The 16089-nt window shown below is 69.0% G+C and carries 9 protein-coding genes; 7 read left to right on the top strand and 2 right to left on the bottom strand.

Annotated features, from left to right (window positions below; genetic code table 11):
- Window positions 1-3 precede the first annotated feature (3 nt).
- From ahcY to trxA, 7 genes are all read left to right on the top strand, one after another.
- On the top strand, window positions 4-1404 hold the full coding sequence (gene ahcY, locus NF876_RS28060; RefSeq protein ID WP_262271648.1) for an adenosylhomocysteinase: 1401 nt from the start codon (window positions 4-6) through the stop codon (window positions 1402-1404).
- Window positions 1405-1765: 361 nt separating this feature from the next.
- Window positions 1766-4336: a sensor histidine kinase gene (locus NF876_RS28055; RefSeq protein WP_373696732.1), complete on the top strand. Its 2571-nt coding sequence runs from the start codon at window positions 1766-1768 to the stop codon at window positions 4334-4336.
- Window positions 4337-4344: 8 nt separating this feature from the next.
- Window positions 4345-5931: a tRNA (adenosine(37)-N6)-threonylcarbamoyltransferase complex ATPase subunit type 1 TsaE gene (tsaE, locus tag NF876_RS28050; protein WP_262271646.1), complete on the top strand. Its 1587-nt coding sequence runs from the start codon at window positions 4345-4347 to the stop codon at window positions 5929-5931.
- 9 nt (window positions 5932-5940) lie between these two features.
- Entirely contained in the window at window positions 5941-6672 is a 732-nt protein-coding gene (locus NF876_RS28045) for a nucleotidyltransferase family protein (RefSeq protein ID WP_262271645.1), read from the top strand.
- Between the two features lie 9 nt (window positions 6673-6681).
- Window positions 6682-9849 carry a double-strand break repair protein AddB gene (gene addB, locus NF876_RS28040; RefSeq protein WP_262271644.1) on the top strand — a complete coding sequence of 1056 codons (3168 nt, stop codon included), beginning with the start codon at window positions 6682-6684 and terminating at the stop codon, window positions 9847-9849.
- Window positions 9846-13280, top strand: coding sequence for a double-strand break repair helicase AddA (gene addA / locus NF876_RS28035; protein WP_262271643.1), 3435 nt, complete (start codon window positions 9846-9848; stop codon window positions 13278-13280). The genes addB and addA overlap by 4 nt, the downstream gene beginning before the upstream one ends.
- A 102-nt stretch (window positions 13281-13382) precedes the next feature.
- Window positions 13383-13703, top strand: a complete 321-nt coding sequence (gene trxA, locus NF876_RS28030) for a thioredoxin (protein WP_262271642.1) — start codon at window positions 13383-13385, stop codon at window positions 13701-13703.
- Window positions 13704-13937: 234 nt separating this feature from the next.
- Here trxA and NF876_RS28025 read toward each other — a convergent pair whose 3' ends face one another.
- Window positions 13938-15263: a bifunctional folylpolyglutamate synthase/dihydrofolate synthase gene (locus NF876_RS28025; RefSeq protein WP_262271641.1), complete on the bottom strand. Its 1326-nt coding sequence runs from the start codon at window positions 15261-15263 to the stop codon at window positions 13938-13940.
- A 14-nt stretch (window positions 15264-15277) separates the two neighbouring features.
- The coding region (accD, locus tag NF876_RS28020) for an acetyl-CoA carboxylase, carboxyltransferase subunit beta (protein ID WP_262271640.1) at window positions 15278-16089 on the bottom strand (812 nt) is incomplete at its 5' end.

The raw sequence follows: 16089 nt of genomic DNA, 5'->3' as shown, positions 1-16089 counted from the left end.
ATCATGGCGCAGGATTACATCGTCAAAGACATCAGCCTTGCCGATTTCGGCCGCAAGGAGATCTCGATCGCCGAGACCGAGATGCCGGGCCTGATGGCCGTTCGCGAGGAATACGGCCCGAAGCAGCCCCTGAAGGGCGCTCGCATCGCCGGCTCTCTCCACATGACCATCCAGACCGCCGTGCTGATCGAGACCCTGAAGGCTCTCGGCGCGGATATCCGCTGGGTGTCCTGCAACATCTATTCGACCCAGGACCACGCCGCCGCCGCCATCGCGGCCGCCGGCATCCCGGTCTTCGCCTACAAGGGCGAGACCCTGAAGGAATACTGGGACTACACCGCCAAGCTGTTCGACTGGCACGGCGGCGGCGTCCCGAACATGATCCTCGACGACGGCGGCGATGCCACCATGCTGGTCCATCTCGGCCTGCGCGCCGAGCAGGGCGACACCGCCTTCCTCGACAAGCCGGGCTCCGAGGAGGAAGAGGTGTTCTTCGCGCTCATCCGGCGCCTCCTCGCCGAGAAGCCGAAGGGCTGGTTCGCCGAGATCGCCAATTCGATCAAGGGCGTGTCGGAGGAGACCACCACGGGCGTCCACCGCCTCTACATCATGGAGAAGGAGGGCAAGCTCCTCTTCCCGGCGATCAACGTCAACGACTCGGTGACCAAGTCCAAGTTCGACAACCTCTACGGCTGCCGCGAGTCGCTGGTCGACGGCATCCGCCGCGGCACGGACGTGATGATGGCCGGCAAGGTCGCCATGGTGGCGGGCTTCGGCGACGTGGGCAAGGGCTCCGCCGCCTCCCTGCGCCAGGCCGGCTGCCGCGTGCTGGTGTCGGAAGTCGACCCGATCTGCGCTCTCCAGGCCGCCATGGAAGGCTATGAGGTCACGACCATGGAGGACGCGGCTCCGCGCGCCGACATCTTCGTCACCGCCACCGGCAACAAGGACGTCATCACCCTCGATCACATGCGGGCGATGAAGGACCGGGCCATCGTCTGCAACATCGGCCACTTCGACAACGAGATTCAGGTGGCCGGCCTGAAGAACCTCACCTGGACCAACATCAAGCCGCAGGTCGACGAGATCACGTTCCCCGACGGGCACCGCATCATCCTGCTCTCGGAAGGCCGCCTCGTGAACCTCGGCAACGCCATGGGGCACCCGTCCTTCGTGATGTCGGCCTCGTTCACCAACCAGACGCTGGCCCAGATCGAACTCTTCGGCCAGCAGGGCAAGTACGAGAAGAAGGTCTACACCCTGCCGAAGCACCTGGACGAGAAGGTCGCATCGCTGCACCTGGAGAAGATCGGCGTGAAGCTCACCAAGCTGCGCCCCGACCAGGCAGCCTATATCGGCGTCTCCGAGAAAGGCCCGTTCAAGCCGGATCACTACCGCTACTGATCGGCCCTCTCCCGGACCACGATCGAAAGCCCGGCCTCGGCCGGGCTTTTTCTTTGTCCGGCGGCCGACGAATCGACAAAGTGTCGCACCGGCATGTGTGTGTCTCAAATGCAATATGGTTCGACGAATTGCGCACAGGTTCTCCAAAGGAAGTTTAAGCCGGTGTTAACCCCCTTCCTGGCGGAGTCAGGGCTAGTCTAGAGTGAACGCGAATCGACCGGCTGTGCTGTGGCTTCGAACCTGCGCCGGCAGTTCCGTTCATGCGTAGACGGTTGACCTCTGCGGCGCGGGAAAGCGCGGCCGGGGCTCGATCCAACTTGGCCTGAATGTCGGGCCGCCAATGAAGAAAGGGCAGCGCGGCATGGCCGGCCAACGGGAGCGTCACGACGGCGGGAAGGACGGGAGGGGCTCTCTCGTCGGTGCCGCCCGCGTTCCCCTGTCCCTGGCGCTCCTGGCAGGCACCGCCCCGGCGGCCCTTGCCAACGGCCTGCTGCTCCCCATCGCGGAAGGCGCCTCGGATCTTCTGGGCTTTCTCCACAGCTTCGACCTGCACAACGCCGCCTATTTCGGCCTCTTCATGGGCCTTGTCGCCTTCTCGACCACCACGGCCCTGCTGCTCATGCGCGAGCAGAAGCGCTCCGCCCGGATGGAGCGGCGTCTCCGGAACGAGCTCGACGCCCTTCGGGGCGCGGACGATCTCGCGGCGCTCCTCATGGGGTCGGAACGTCAGCTCCTGGTGAGCTGGCACGGCCGGGACGGCGAGCCGCGCTTCCAGGGCGATCCCTCCATCGTGGGCGAGAATGCTCCGGCCCAGCGCGCTCTGGCGTTCGGCACCTGGCTCGCGCCTGCCGATGCGGCTGCCGTGGACAGCGCCCTCGAGCAGCTCAAGCAGCGCGGCCAGGGCTTCCGCCTCACCGGCCGGTGCACGGCCGGCCGCCGCTTCGTCGACGTGGAAGGCCGCACCATCGGCGGGCGGGCGATCCTGCGCCTGCGGGACGTGACGGGCGACCGGGCCGAACTCATGACGGCTCAGAACCAACTGGCGACCGCACGCAGCGATCTGCGGGCCATGACGATGCTTCTCGACGACGTTGCCTACCCGCTCTGGATCCGCGACCAGGACGACAAGCTCCTCTGGGCCAATCAGGCCTATCTGCGTTCGGTGGAGGCCAAGGACCTCGACGACGCCATCGCACGCTCCCTCGAACTCCTCGGGGCGATCACCCGGGACGAGGCGCGGCGCCAGCGCCAGTCGGGCACCACCTTCTCGGGCCGCGTGACGGCCGTGGTGGCGGGCCACCGCGCCGTTCTCGACGTGATCGAGCGCCCGACGTCCGGCGGCAGCGCGGGCATCGCCGTGGACGTATCGGAACTCGAAGCGGTCCGCACCGATCTGCAGCGCCAGATGGATGCCCATGTGCGCACCCTGGATCAGCTGCCGACGGCCGTGGCGATCTTCGATGGAACGCAGACCCTGATCTTCAGCAACGCGGCCTATCAGCAGCTCTGGGGCCTCGATGCGGCCTTTCTCGCGTCCCGGCCGACGGACGGCGAGGTGCTCGACCGCCTGCGCGCCGGCCGCAAGCTGCCCGAGCAGGCGGATTTCCGCGCCTGGAAGGCCGACTTCCTGCAGGGCTACCGCTCGGTCGAGCAGCAGGAGACCTGGTGGCACCTGCCCGACCGGCGGACCCTGCGCGTGGTCATCAATCCCAATCCGCAGGGCGGGGTGACCTATCTCTTCGACGACGTCAGCGAGCGCTTCGAGCTGGCCTCCCAGGTGCATTCGCTGACCCGCGTGCAGTCCGAGACCCTCGACACGCTCAAGGAGGGCGTCACGGTGTTCGGGTCCGACGGGCGCCTCAAGCTGCACAACCGCGCCTTCGCCGAAATGTGGAACCTGCCGCCCGAGATGACGGGCGAGAACCCGCATATCGATACGATCATCAAGACCTGCCGCCTGCTGACATCGCAGGACGAGCCGTGGATCGACATCCGCGGCGCGGTGGCGGGCCTTGCCGACATGCGCATGGGCCTTACCTGCCGCATCGAGCGCCATGACGGCTCGGCGCTCGACTGCACCGCGCAGCCCCTGCCCGACGGCGCCACGTTGCTCAGCTTCACCGACGTGACCGCGAGCGTGAACGTGGAGCGTGCGCTCACCGAACGCAACGACGCGCTCGAACGCGCCTCGCGCCTGCGCGACGAGTTCGTGCATCACGTGTCCTACGAACTGCGCTCGCCCCTCACCAACATCATCGGCTTCACGCAGCTTCTCGGCGACGAGACGGTGGGCGCGCTCAATCCGCGTCAGCGCGACTACGCCGACCACATCATGCGCTCCTCGGCGGCGCTGCTCGCGATTCTCAACGACATTCTCGATCTCGCGTCCATCGACACCGGCTCCCTCGAGCTCAGCCCTGAGATCGTCGACATCCGGTCCACCATCGAGGCCGCCATGCGCGGGCTGGAGGACCGGCTTGCGGAATCCTCGCTCACCGTGGTGGTCGATACGCCCGATGACATCGGCACCTTCGTGGCCGACGGCAAGCGCGTGCGGCAGATCCTGTTCAACCTGCTCTCCAACGCGGTCGGCTTCTCGTCGCCCGGGCAGACGATCCGAGTTTCGGCGCGCAAGCGTGGCGGCGAGGTGATCTTCGACGTGAAGGATCAGGGCCGCGGCATCCCGCCCGAGATCAAGGCGCGCATCTTCGAGCGGTTCGAGAGCCACACCCTGGGAACGCGCCACCGCGGCGTGGGCCTGGGCCTGTCGATCGTGCGCTCCTTCGTGGAGCTGCATGGCGGGCGCATCGAGGTGTCGTCCGCCCCGGGCATCGGCACCACCATCACGTGCATCTTCCCGAACGACCGCCACGAGACGCCGTCCGATGGCCGATCCGCGCAATCTGCGCTAACACCGATCGCAGCCGAGTAGGAACAGCGATGGCGAATGGACTGGCTCTCATGCCCGAACAGGATGTTTTGCAGGCCGCATGGATCGTGACGCTTCCCGACCACGAGTCGACGGAGCGCTTCGCGCGGATCCTGGCCGAAGAGCTCAAGCCTGGCGATCTGGTGACCCTCTCGGGAGGGCTCGGCGCCGGCAAGACCACGCTGGCCCGCGCCCTGGTGCGCACCCTGGCCGGTGAGCCGGAGCTCGAGGTCCCGAGCCCCACCTTCACCCTGATGCAGGTCTATGACGGCCCGCGCTGCCCGATCGTGCACGCGGATTTCTACCGCCTCTCCGGCGGCTACGAGCTGACGGAGCTGGGCTGGGACGAGATGACGGAGAACGCCATCGCGCTCGTGGAATGGCCGGAGCGCGCCGAGGATGCGCTCAAGCCCGAGCATCTCGACATCCGTCTCGATTTCATGCCCGGCGGTCAGGGCCGGGGCAGGCTCGCCATGCTGACCGGAACCGGCGCCTTCGCGTCCCGGCTCCAGCGCATGAAGGCCTATCGCAACCTGGTGGAGCGCTGCGGCTGGGGCGATGCCGTGCGCCATCCGATGACCGCCGACGCCTCGGTGATCCGCTCCTACGAGCGCCTGGTGAAGCCTGACGGCTCGACCGCGCTGCTGATGATCTCTCCCCCGCGCCCGGTCGGGCCGGCCGTGCGGCGGGGCAAGCCCTACACCACCATCGCGAAGCTCGCCGAGACCGTGAACGCCTTCGTGGCCATCGACAAGGGCCTGCGGGCCCTGGGCTTCAGCGCGCCCTACATCTACGGCGAGGACCTGGAGGCGGGCCTGCTCCTCATCGAGGATCTCGGGGCCGAGCCCGTCACCAACGAGAACGGGCCGATCCCGGAGCGCTACGCGGAGGCGACGCGGATTCTGGCGCAGCTCCATGGCCAGACCCTGCCGCAGGTGCTGCCCGTGGCGGACGGCATCGATCACCCGATCCCGCCCTACGATCTCGAAGCGCTCCTGATCGAGGTGGAGCTGCTGCTCGACTGGTACGTGCCGCACATCATCGGCACCCAGCTCTCGGGATCGGCGCGGGCCGAGTTCGTCAATCTCTGGACCGAGACCCTGGGCGAGGTCCTCTCCGCCCCGGTCACCTGGACCCTGCGCGACTACCATTCGCCCAACCTGATCTGGCTTCCCGAACGCGAAGGCCTCCAGCGCGTCGGCCTGATCGACTTCCAGGACGCGGTCCTGGGCTCGCCCGCCTACGATGTCGCGTCGCTCCTGCAGGATGCGCGCGTCACGGTGCCGCCCGAACTGGAGCTGAAGCTCATCGGCCTCTATGCCCGGGACCGGAAGGCCGCCGATCGGGCCTTCGACGTGTCCGCCTTCGCCCGCGCCTATGCCATCATGGCGGGCCAGCGCGCGACCAAGATCCTCGGCATCTTCGCCCGCCTCGACCGGCGCGACGGCAAGCCGCATTACCTGAAGCACCTGCCGCGGATCGAGGCCTACCTGGTCCGCAACCTCGCCCATCCGGCCCTGGGAAAGCTCAAGGGCTGGTATGAAAACTATCTGCCGCGGCTCGTCCCCTACGGGGATGACATCCCGCCCGAAGCCTGAGTCATTTCCTTGTCCCAGACCCCTCGCGCGCCCCACACAGCCATCGTCCTTGCCGCAGGCCTCGGCAAGCGCATGCTGCCGATCACCGCCACCCTGCCCAAGCCCCTCGTGAAGGTGGCGGGACAGAGCCTGATCGACTTCGCCCTCGACCGGCTGCACGAGGCGGGAATGAACACCGTGGTGGTGAACGTGCACCATTTCGCCGACATGCTCGAGGCGCATGTCGGCACCCGCGCGGCACCGCGCATCCTCATCTCGGACGAGCGCGCGGCCCTGCTGGAGACCGGCGGCGGCGTGAAGAAGGCCCTGCCGCTTCTGGGCGACGCGCCGTTCATCACGTTCAACTCCGATTCGCTCTGGATCGAGGGGGACGAGCCGAATCTGAAGCGTCTCGTGAAGGCCTGGGATCCGGACAGGATGGACATCCTGATGCTCGTGGCGCCGTTATCCACAAGCATTGGATTCGACGGCCCCGGCGATTTTCACATGGACGAGGACGGCCGCCTGCGCCGCCGCGGAACGGATCCGGGCGCGCCTTTCGCCTATGCGGGCGTGGCCATCGTGAAGCCAGAACTCGTCCACGGAACGCCCGACGGGGCATTCTCGGCCAACGCCTTCTACGACCGCGCCATCGCCAAGGACCGCCTCTACGGCTTGTGCATGGAGGGGCAATGGCTGCATGTTGGAGAACCTCAGGCGATTATCGAGGCCGAAAGGTGCCTTGCCGCCAGCAAGCGATGAGGTTTCCGCGTGTCGAGCGTACCGCGCGTCTTTTCCATTCCCCCGGGTTGCGCCTTCCTGCCGACCCTGGTGGATGCGCTGGTCGACGGGCGGCTTGTCGGGCCGCTGCCTGACGACCCTGCCGCCCTTGCGGACATCACGATCTACGTTCCCAACCGCCGCGCCACCCGGGCGCTGATCGCGCTGCTCGCCGAGCGCGGCGACGGCAGGGCGCAGCTTCTGCCGCACATCGTGCCGTTGGGCGAAACGGACGAGGCCGAGTTCGAGCTGACGGGGCTCGAGGGCACGCCCCTGCAGGAGGCCGCGAGCCTCAAGCCGCCGATCCCTCCCCTGGAGCGCCGGCTCATCCTCACGCGCCTCGTGCAGCGCTGGTCGGCCGAGGTGGACCGCGCGTTGCTGCAGCTCGGCCCGGAAGTGCCCTTCATGGTGCCGGCCTCGCCGGCCGATGCGGTGAACCTCGCGGGCGACCTCGAGACCCTGATGGATGCCTTCACCACGGAGGGCATCGACTGGCACGCCCTCGAACTGGCGGTGGATTCCGACTATTCGAAGTATTTCGAGATCACCCGCCATTTCGTGCAGATCGCGAGCGAGAACTGGCCCAGGATCCTCGCCGAGCGCCAAGCGAGCGACCCGGCGCAGCGGCGCAACGCGCTGCTCGACGCCGAGGCGCGGCGCCTCACCCGCGAGCGGCCGGAACATCCCATCATCGTGGCCGGCTCGACCGGTTCGGTGCCGGCGACCGCGCATCTGATGGGCGTGATCGCGCGCCTGCCCAAGGGAGCCATCGTGCTGCCCGGCCTCGACACCGATCTCGACGAGGAGAGCTGGGCGACCATCGGGGGCACCGGCGATGACGAGACCGACCCGGTCCATGGGCATCCGCAAGCGTCGCTCCGCCGTCTCCTCGACCGGCATCTGCGCGTTCCGCGCGCCGCCGTCACGGTTCTCGGCGAGGTTCCGGAGGCGGCAAGAGCCCGCAACCATCTGCTCTCGGAAGTCCTGCGCCCGGCCGACACCACGGACCGCTGGTCGCTGATCGACCCCGAGGCGCGCGTTGCCCTGAGCGCGGGCGGCTGCGAGGGCCTCGCCATCATCGAGGCCATGGACGAGCGCGAGGAAGCGCTCGCCATCGCGATCGCGCTGCGCGAGACCATGGCCCACCCGCACAGGACGGCCGCCCTCGTGACGCCCGATCGCGCGCTCGCCGCGCGCGTCACCGCGGAGCTCGCCCGCTGGGGCCTGAGCGTGGAGGATTCCGCCGGCATTCCGCTGTCCGACACGCCCGCGGGACGCCTCGCCCGTCTGGCCGCGGAAGCGGCCGCCGACGACCTGCGGCCCGTGCGCCTTCTGGCGCTGCTCGCCCATCCGATGGTGCGCCTCGGTCTGCCGCGCGAGGCGGTCGAACGGGCCGCCAGCGTGCTCGAGATCGGCGTACTGCGCGGGCCCGCCCCGGCGCTCGGCATCGAGGGCCTGCGCGCGGCCCTCGCCAGCCGCCGCGCCGAGAGCGATCATCGCGCACCGCGTCCGCGCAAGCGCCTCACGGACGCCGATTGGGACCTCGCGGACGATCTGCTGCAGCGCCTCGGCGTCGCCTTCGACGCCTTCACGCCCGCCACCCATGGCGAGGGTCAGCTCGACCTCATGTCCCTGGTGGAGCATCACCGGCGGGCCGTCGAACTGCTCTGGACCGGGCCGGACGACGCGCCCGACGAACAGGACGACGACATCTCCAAGGAGGCGCTCGCCGCCCTCTTCGACGATCTGGAGCATTCCGACATCCGCGCCGAGGAGGGCCATCCGCTCGGCGGGCGCTTCGTGGATTATCCGACCTTCTTCACGGCGCTCGCCAAGCAGCGCTCGCTGAGCCCCTCGCCCCGCGCCACCCATCGCCGCCTGAAGATTCTAGGCCTTCTCGAAGCGCGACTTCTCGCCGTCGACCGCGTGGTGCTCGGCGGATTGGACGAGGGCTCCTGGCCGCCGCGCACGGTGACCGACGCGTTCCTCAACCGTCCCATGCGCTCGCGCGTCGGCCTGATGCCGCCGGAGCGGCGCATCGGTCAGACCGCGCACGATTTCGTGCAGGCGCTCGGCACGCACGACGTGGTGATCACGCGCGCCCACAAGCGCGACGGCTCGCCCATGGTGCCCTCGCGCTTCCTGCAGCGGCTCAAGGCCTTCAGCGGCAGGGACGTGTGGGATCGCATGATCAAGGTCGGCGAGTCCTACCGCCGGCTCGCGCGCACCCTCGACACGCCGGAGCCCGCCCCACCCCTGCCCCGCCCGCGGCCCAGGCCCGACCCGGCCCTGTTCCCGCGCGCCTTGAGCGTCACCGAGATCGAGACCCTGGTGCGCGATCCCTATTCGATCTTCGCGCGCCACATCCTCAAGCTCGACGCCCTGGACGCGATCGCCGTCACGCCGAGCGCGGCGGAGCGCGGCACGATCATTCACGAGGTGCTCGGGCAGTTCGCCGAGAGATATCCGAAAACCGTTCCCGCGCACGCGCTCGAGGATCTGCTCGCCCTCGGCACGAATGCCTTTGCCGACATCGCCGAGGCCTACCCCGAGCTCTATGCGGAATGGTGGCCGCGATTCACGCGGCTCGCCACGGAGTTCGTGGTGTGGGAGCAGGCGCGCCGCTCGGCTCTTGCCGACGTCTACGCGGAGCGCTCGGGACGGCTGTCGATCCCGCTGCCGGACGGCACGATCTTCAGCCTGCGCGCCCGTGCCGACCGCATCGAGCACCGCCGCGACGGCGGCTTCACCATCGTCGACTTCAAGACCGGCCAGCCGCCCGGCGTGAAGGAGGTCTATGCCGGCTTCTCGCCGCAGCTGACGCTCGAGGCCATGATGCTGATGAAGGGAGCCTTCAAGGGTCTGCCCATGGCCAAGGAAGCGCCCGATCTCGTCTACATCCACACGACGGGAGGACGCGAGCCGATCAAGCCGCGCGAGATCGGCCCGACGGGCAAGGAAACGCGAACCGTTGCGGAGATCGTCGAGGAGCATCGCCGCCGGTTCGAGGGCATGATCGTGCGCTACGCCAAGGGCGAGGCGGCCTACGTCTCGCGGCCCTTCCCCAAATACGCCCGCCGCTTCTCCGACTACGACCATCTGGCGCGCGTCAAGGAATGGTCGCTGGCGAGCGCGGGCGGCGGTGAGGGATCCGAATGAGCACCGATCTCGTCATCCCGGACTACACCAAGGACGCGCAGCGCCGCGCCGCCAACCCCCGCGCGTCCGCCTGGGTGTCGGCCAATGCGGGCGCGGGCAAGACCAAGGTGCTCACGGATCGCGTCGTGCGCCTGCTGCTCGCCGGTTCGCTGCCGGGCCGGATCCTGTGCCTCACCTTCACCAAGGCGGCCGCCGCCAACATGGCGATCCGCGTGTTCGAACGCCTCGGGCGCTGGGTGACGCTCGACGAGGAGAGCCTCGTCCGGGAGCTGACGGAACTGGAGGGCGAGAAGCCGACGCGTCAGCAGATCAGGCTCGCGCGCACGCTCTTCGCCCGCGCGGTCGAAACGCCGGGCGGCCTCAAGATCGACACCATCCATGCCTTCTGCGAGCGGCTCCTGCATCTCGTGCCCTTCGAGGCCAACGTGCCGGCCCGCTTCGCCGTGCTCGACGAGAGCCAGACCGACGAGATGCTGGCGCAGGCCACCGCCAACGTGATGGCGGACGCGGCGAGCGGCAACTTCCCGGAGCTCGCCGAAGCTCTCGACATCATCAGCGTCGATGCGGTGGGCGACGCGCTCGCCTCAGCGATCAACGCGGCCCTGAAGTGCAAGGCCTTCCTGCACGATGCGAAGGGCCCCGCGCGCCTGCGCGACGCGCTCGATCTGAGTCCGGACGAGACGCTCGCATCCATCGAGCGCAGGATGCTCGAAGGCGGCCTGAAGCCCGAGGACTGGCCGGCCATTGCACAGGAACTGCGCGCCGGCAAGGCGACCGATCAGAAGCGGGCCGACGCCCTCATGGCCGCCGCCGGGGCCAAGGATGTCCCGGAAAAGCTCGAGAAGTATCTGTCGGTCTTCCTCACCAACGAGGGAACGCCGCGCAAGGGCTCGGCCTTCCTCACCAAGGACGTCGGCGAGAGCCTGAAGGACGCGCTGCTCGCCGAGCAGGAGCGGGTGTGCTCGCTGATCGACATGCGCAAGGCCGCACGCGCGGTCGAGCGGACCGCCGCCCTGTTCACGCTCGCGGCCGAGATCCATGCGCGCGTCGAGCAGGCGAAGATGCGCCTCGGCGCCCTCGACTTCCAGGATCTCATCGACAAGACGCTGGCGCTGCTCTCCCGCGGCGACACCGCCTGGGTGCTCTACAAGCTCGATCGCGGCATCGATCACGTGTTGATCGACGAGGCCCAGGACACGAACCCGGAGCAATGGGAGATCCTGCGCCGCATCACCGAGGATTTCACCGCAGGCGCGGGTGCCGCGGGCCACCGCGTGCGCACGCTCTTCGCCGTGGGCGATCCGAAGCAGTCGATCTACGGCTTCCAGGGCGCCGCCCCGCAGGAATTCGAAACCACGCGCCGGAGCTGGTCCCAGAAGGTCAAGCAGGCCGAGCTCCATTTCGAGGACGTGTCGCTCACCATGTCGTTCCGCTCGGCCAGGGCCGTGCTGTCGGCGGTCGACGCCACCTTTGCGGTCGAGCGGCATTTCAAGGGCCTGTCCTTCGAGGACCGGGCGGTCGGCACCGTGCACGAGAGCGCGCGCCCGCATGCGCCGGGTCTCGTGGAGCTGTGGCCGGTCGAGACGCCGGCCGAGGAGGAGGAGCCCGAGGCCTGGGTGCTTCCCGTGGACGAGCCGGAGCAGCAATCGCCGCCCGTCGTCGTCGCGCGCCGCATCGCCCAGGCGGTGAAGTGCTGGACCACCAAGGGCGACGAGACGGGCCGCGTCTGGACGGCGGGGGACGTTCTCGTGCTGGTGAGGAAGCGCGGCGCCGCCTTCGAGGCGGTGATCCGCGCCCTGAAGGAGGCGGGCGTGCCGGTGGCGGGCGCGGACCGGCTCAACATCGGCGAGCACATCGCCGTGCTCGATCTCGTGGCCGCGGGTCGGGCCGCGCTCCTGCCCGACGACGACCTCACCCTCGCCACCGCGCTGAAATCGCCCCTCGTCGGGCTGACCGACGACGACCTCATCCGCATTGCCGCCGACCGCGCCGACGGGGAATCGCTCCACGCCGCCCTGGAGCGCCACGGGGAGGCCGGCGACGGAAAAGCACGGCGCGGCTGCGAGGCGCTCGCCGCATGGCGCGGACTCGCGCGCATCCACGGGCCCTTCGGCTTCTTCGCCACCCTGCTCGGCCCGCGCGGCGGCCGCTCGCTCCTCGTGGCGCGCCTGGGCAGCGAGGCGGGCGACGCCATCGACGCCTTCCTGTGCTTCGCGCATCAGTCGGAGATGACGGAGACGCCCTCGCTCACCGTGTTCCTCAACCGGTTCGAATCCGCCTCCCACACCATCAAGCGCGACCTCGATTCCGTGAACAACGAAGTGCGCGTGATGACCGTTCACGGCGCGAAGGGATTGGAAGCCCCCATCGTGGTGCTCATCGACGGCTGCGAGGTCCTGGGACGGGATCCGGCGCTGCTGCAGCTCCAGACCCGGTCGGGCGACAGGATCCCGGTCTGGTCGCCGGGCAAGGGGTCCGATTCGAGCACGATGGCGCAGGCGCGCGACGTGCTGCACGCCAAAGGCCGCGAGGAGCACAACCGCCTTCTCTACGTGGCCATGACCCGCGCCAAGGACCGGCTGGTGATCGCCCCCTATCTGACGGGCAAGAAGGAATCGCCGCAGGAAGCCTGGTGCGAGATGATCCGCCACGGCCTCGTCGAAAAGGCCGGCGGCCTGGAGCTGGACGAGGCGCCCTACGGGCCGATCTCGGTGTGGCGGGAGGGCTCGCCGCTGGCCCGCACCCTCGCGGCCGAATCGGACGTCCCGCCGCTCGATCCCGTCGCCGTGCCGGATTGGCTGGTCGCCGCGGCCGCGCCGGAGCCGGAGGCGCTGCCGCCCATCCGCCCCTCCAGCGCGCTCGGCGCCGCCGACCGCATGACGCGGCCGGGGGACGGCCCCTATGCGCCTGAAGCCCGCCTGCGCGGGACCCTGGTGCATGCCCTGCTGGAACGCCTGCCCGGCCTCGCGCCGGAGCACCGGGAGAGCATGGCGCGGGCTTACGTGAAGGCCCGCGCCCCGCGCCTCTCGCCCGATCTGCGCGACTCGATCCTGTCCAACGCCGTCGCGGTGCTCGACCATCCCGACCTCGAGCCCCTGTTCGGCAAGGGCTCGCGCGCCGAGGCGCCGATTGCCGGACGGGTGGCGACGCCCGCGGGCGACATCCTGGTGTCGGGGCAGATCGACCGGCTCGCCGTCCTCGACACGGAGGTGCTGGTGGCCGATTTCAAGACCACGGCGCGGCCGCCGAAGGCCGGCCAGCCGCCGCCGCAATCCTACGTGGCGCAGCTCGCCCTCTACCGGACGCTGCTCGCCGCCATCTATCCGGGCCGACGCATCCGCACCTTCCTGGTCTGGACCGCAGGGCCGGTCGTCCATGAGCTCATGGAACCCGACCTGGAATCGGCACTTACCCTCATCAAAGCGGCGTGAGGGCCCTGGCCCTTGCTTGATTCCCTCAAGCCGGGTTCTTACCTTGGCCCCATAGCCGAGCGGCTCGGATCCCGAGTCGCGTTCAACGTCAAAGGTGATGGTATGGCGACCGTAAAGGTGACCGACTCAAGCTTCGCGCAGGACGTCCTGCAATCCTCCGAGCCCGTGGTGGTCGATTTCTGGGCGGAATGGTGCGGTCCCTGCCGCATGATCGGCCCGGCCCTGGAGGAGATTTCCGACGAGATGGCCGGCAAGGTCAAGATCGCCAAGCTCAACGTGGACGAGAACCCGCAGATCTCCTCCCAGCTCGGAATCCGGTCGATCCCCGCCCTGATGCTGTTCAAGGACGGCAAGGTCGTCGCCCAGAAGGTCGGCGCCGCCCCCAAGGGCGAGCTCTCCCGCTGGATCCAGGCCTCGGCCTAAGTCCGAGCGGGTTTCGAAAACGACGCGAAGGGGCCGAAAGGCCCCTTTTCTTGTGCGCTAGAGCATCGGACGGACCCGAAGGGCCACGTCAGCGAAAAGTGGATCCGGTTTTCGCTGGCGCGGCCCGCTGGGTCCGTTCTGACCGATGCTCTCATTCAAGAAGAAAGCATCGGATGGATCCCAAAAGGGCAAGTCCACTTTTCACGTCCGATGCTTTAGTGATGACCGGGAGGCCTATTCCGGCAGCGTGCCGTTCGCCGCCAGCACCTCGCCGGCCAGGTACAGCGAGCCGCAGATCAGCACCCGGGGCGGGTGGTCCCAGACGTAGTTGTGGAGCGAGGCGAGCGCCGATTCGACGCTCGGCGCCGTCGAGGTGGTGAGCCCGACGCTGCCCGCGATGGCCGCGACCTCGTCGGCCGGGCGCGCGGCGATCTGGCCGGCGATCGGCACGGCGATCACCTCGCGGGCGAGGCCGGAGAAATTCTTGAAGAAGGCTTGGCTGTCCTTCGTGCCGAGCATGCCGGTGATCAGGACGAGCGGCGCGTCCGAGCGCTCGCTCCGATCCGCCATGGCGGCGGCGAGCACCCGGCCGCCGTCGGGATTGTGGCCCCCGTCGAGCCAGAGCTCGCAGCCCGGCGGGGCGATGGCCGGCAGGCGCCCCCGGTTGAGCCGCTGAAGGCGGCCCGGCCATTCGGCCCGGGTGAGCCCCGCCTCGAAGGCCTGCGTCTCGAACTGCTCGAAGCCGGCCGCCCGCAAGGCCGCGATGGCCGTGCCGGCATTGGTGAACTGGTGGCGTCCGATGAGTTTCGGTCGCGGCAGGTCCAGAAGGCCCTTCTCGTCCTGGTAGACGAGCCGGCCGCCCTCCTCGTGCACCGAGAAATCCTGCTGGCCGACGAGAAGCGGGGACGCCCCGACGCGCTCGGCCGCATCGCGCAGGGTCTGGTCGGCCTCCAGATAATCCTGAGGGGCGATGACCGCCGGGCAGCCGCGCTTGAAGATGCCGGCCTTCTCCCCGGCGATGGCCTGGAGCGTCGTGCCGAGATATTCCGCATGGTCGTGCCCAATGGGCGTGACCACGGCGGCGGCCGGCCGGTCGATGACGTTGGTGGCGTCGAAGCGGCCGCCGAGACCGACCTCCAGCAGGAGCACGTCGGCGGGCTCCTCCGAGAAGATCAGCAGGGCCGCCGCGGTCGTGATCTCGAACACCGTGATGGGCTCGCCCGCATTCACCGCCTCGCAGCGGCGGAAGGCTTCCACGAGCCGCTCCTCGCTCACGTAGCGCCCGCCTCCGAACCGGCCCAGGCGGATGCGCTCGTGGAAGCGCACGAGATGGGGGGAGGTATAGACATGGACCGCGAGCCCGGCGCTCTCCAGGATCGCCCGCATGAACGCGATGGTCGAGCCCTTGCCGTTGGTGCCCGCCACATGGATCACCGGGGGCAGCCGGCGCTCCGGATGGCCGAGCTGGGCCAGGAGCCGCTGGATGCGCCCGAGGGAGAGATCGATGGTCTTCGGGTGCAGGGCGAGAAAGCGCGCGATCAGCGCATCGGAGGATTCCATCGCCCGGGTCTCACTTATTCGGCGGCCACGGCCACGGCCGCGGTCTCGGGCGCGGAAGCCGGCGCCTTGGTGAAGAGCCGCGACAGGCGCGCGACGGTGGCCTTGAGGTCGTGCCGGTGCACGACCGCGTCCACCATGCCGTGCTCCTTCAGATATTCGGAGCGCTGGAAGCCGTCGGGCAGCTTCTCGCGGATGGTCTGCTCGATCACGCGCGGGCCGGCGAAGCCGATGAGCGCGCCCGGCTCGGCCAGATGCACGTCGCCGAGCATGGCGTAGGAGGCGGTCACGCCGCCGGTGGTCGGGTTGGTGAGCACGACGATGTAGGGCAGCTTCGCGTCGCGCAGGCGGCGGATCGCCACCGTGGTGCGCGGCATCTGCATGAGGGACAGGATGCCCTCCTGCATGCGCGCGCCGCCGGAGCCGGCGAAGAGCACGTAAGGGGTCTTCTTGTCGAGGGCCGTCTCGGCCCCCTTGATGAAGGCCTCGCCGGCCGCCATGCCGAGCGAGCCGCCCATGAAGCCGAAATCCTGGACCGCAATGGTCATCGGCAGCTCGTCGACCCGGCCGAAGCCGACCTTGAACGCGTCCTGCTGGCCGGTCTTGGCGCGGGCGTCCTTCAGGCGGTCGACATAGCGCTTCTCGTCACGGAACTTGAGCGGATCGACCGGCACCTCCGGTACGGCCACGTCGAGCCAGGTAGCCCCGTCGAACATGAGCTGCAGGCGCTGGGTGGCCGAGATGCGCATGTGGTGGTTGGAGCCCGGGATCACCCACTGGTTCGCCTCCACGTCCTTGTGGAACACCACCTGCCCGGTCTCCGGGCACT

Source organism: Microvirga yunnanensis, from assembly GCF_025460875.1.
Note: the sequence above shows the minus strand (reverse complement) of the source record. Positions and strands in the feature narration are given on the sequence as shown.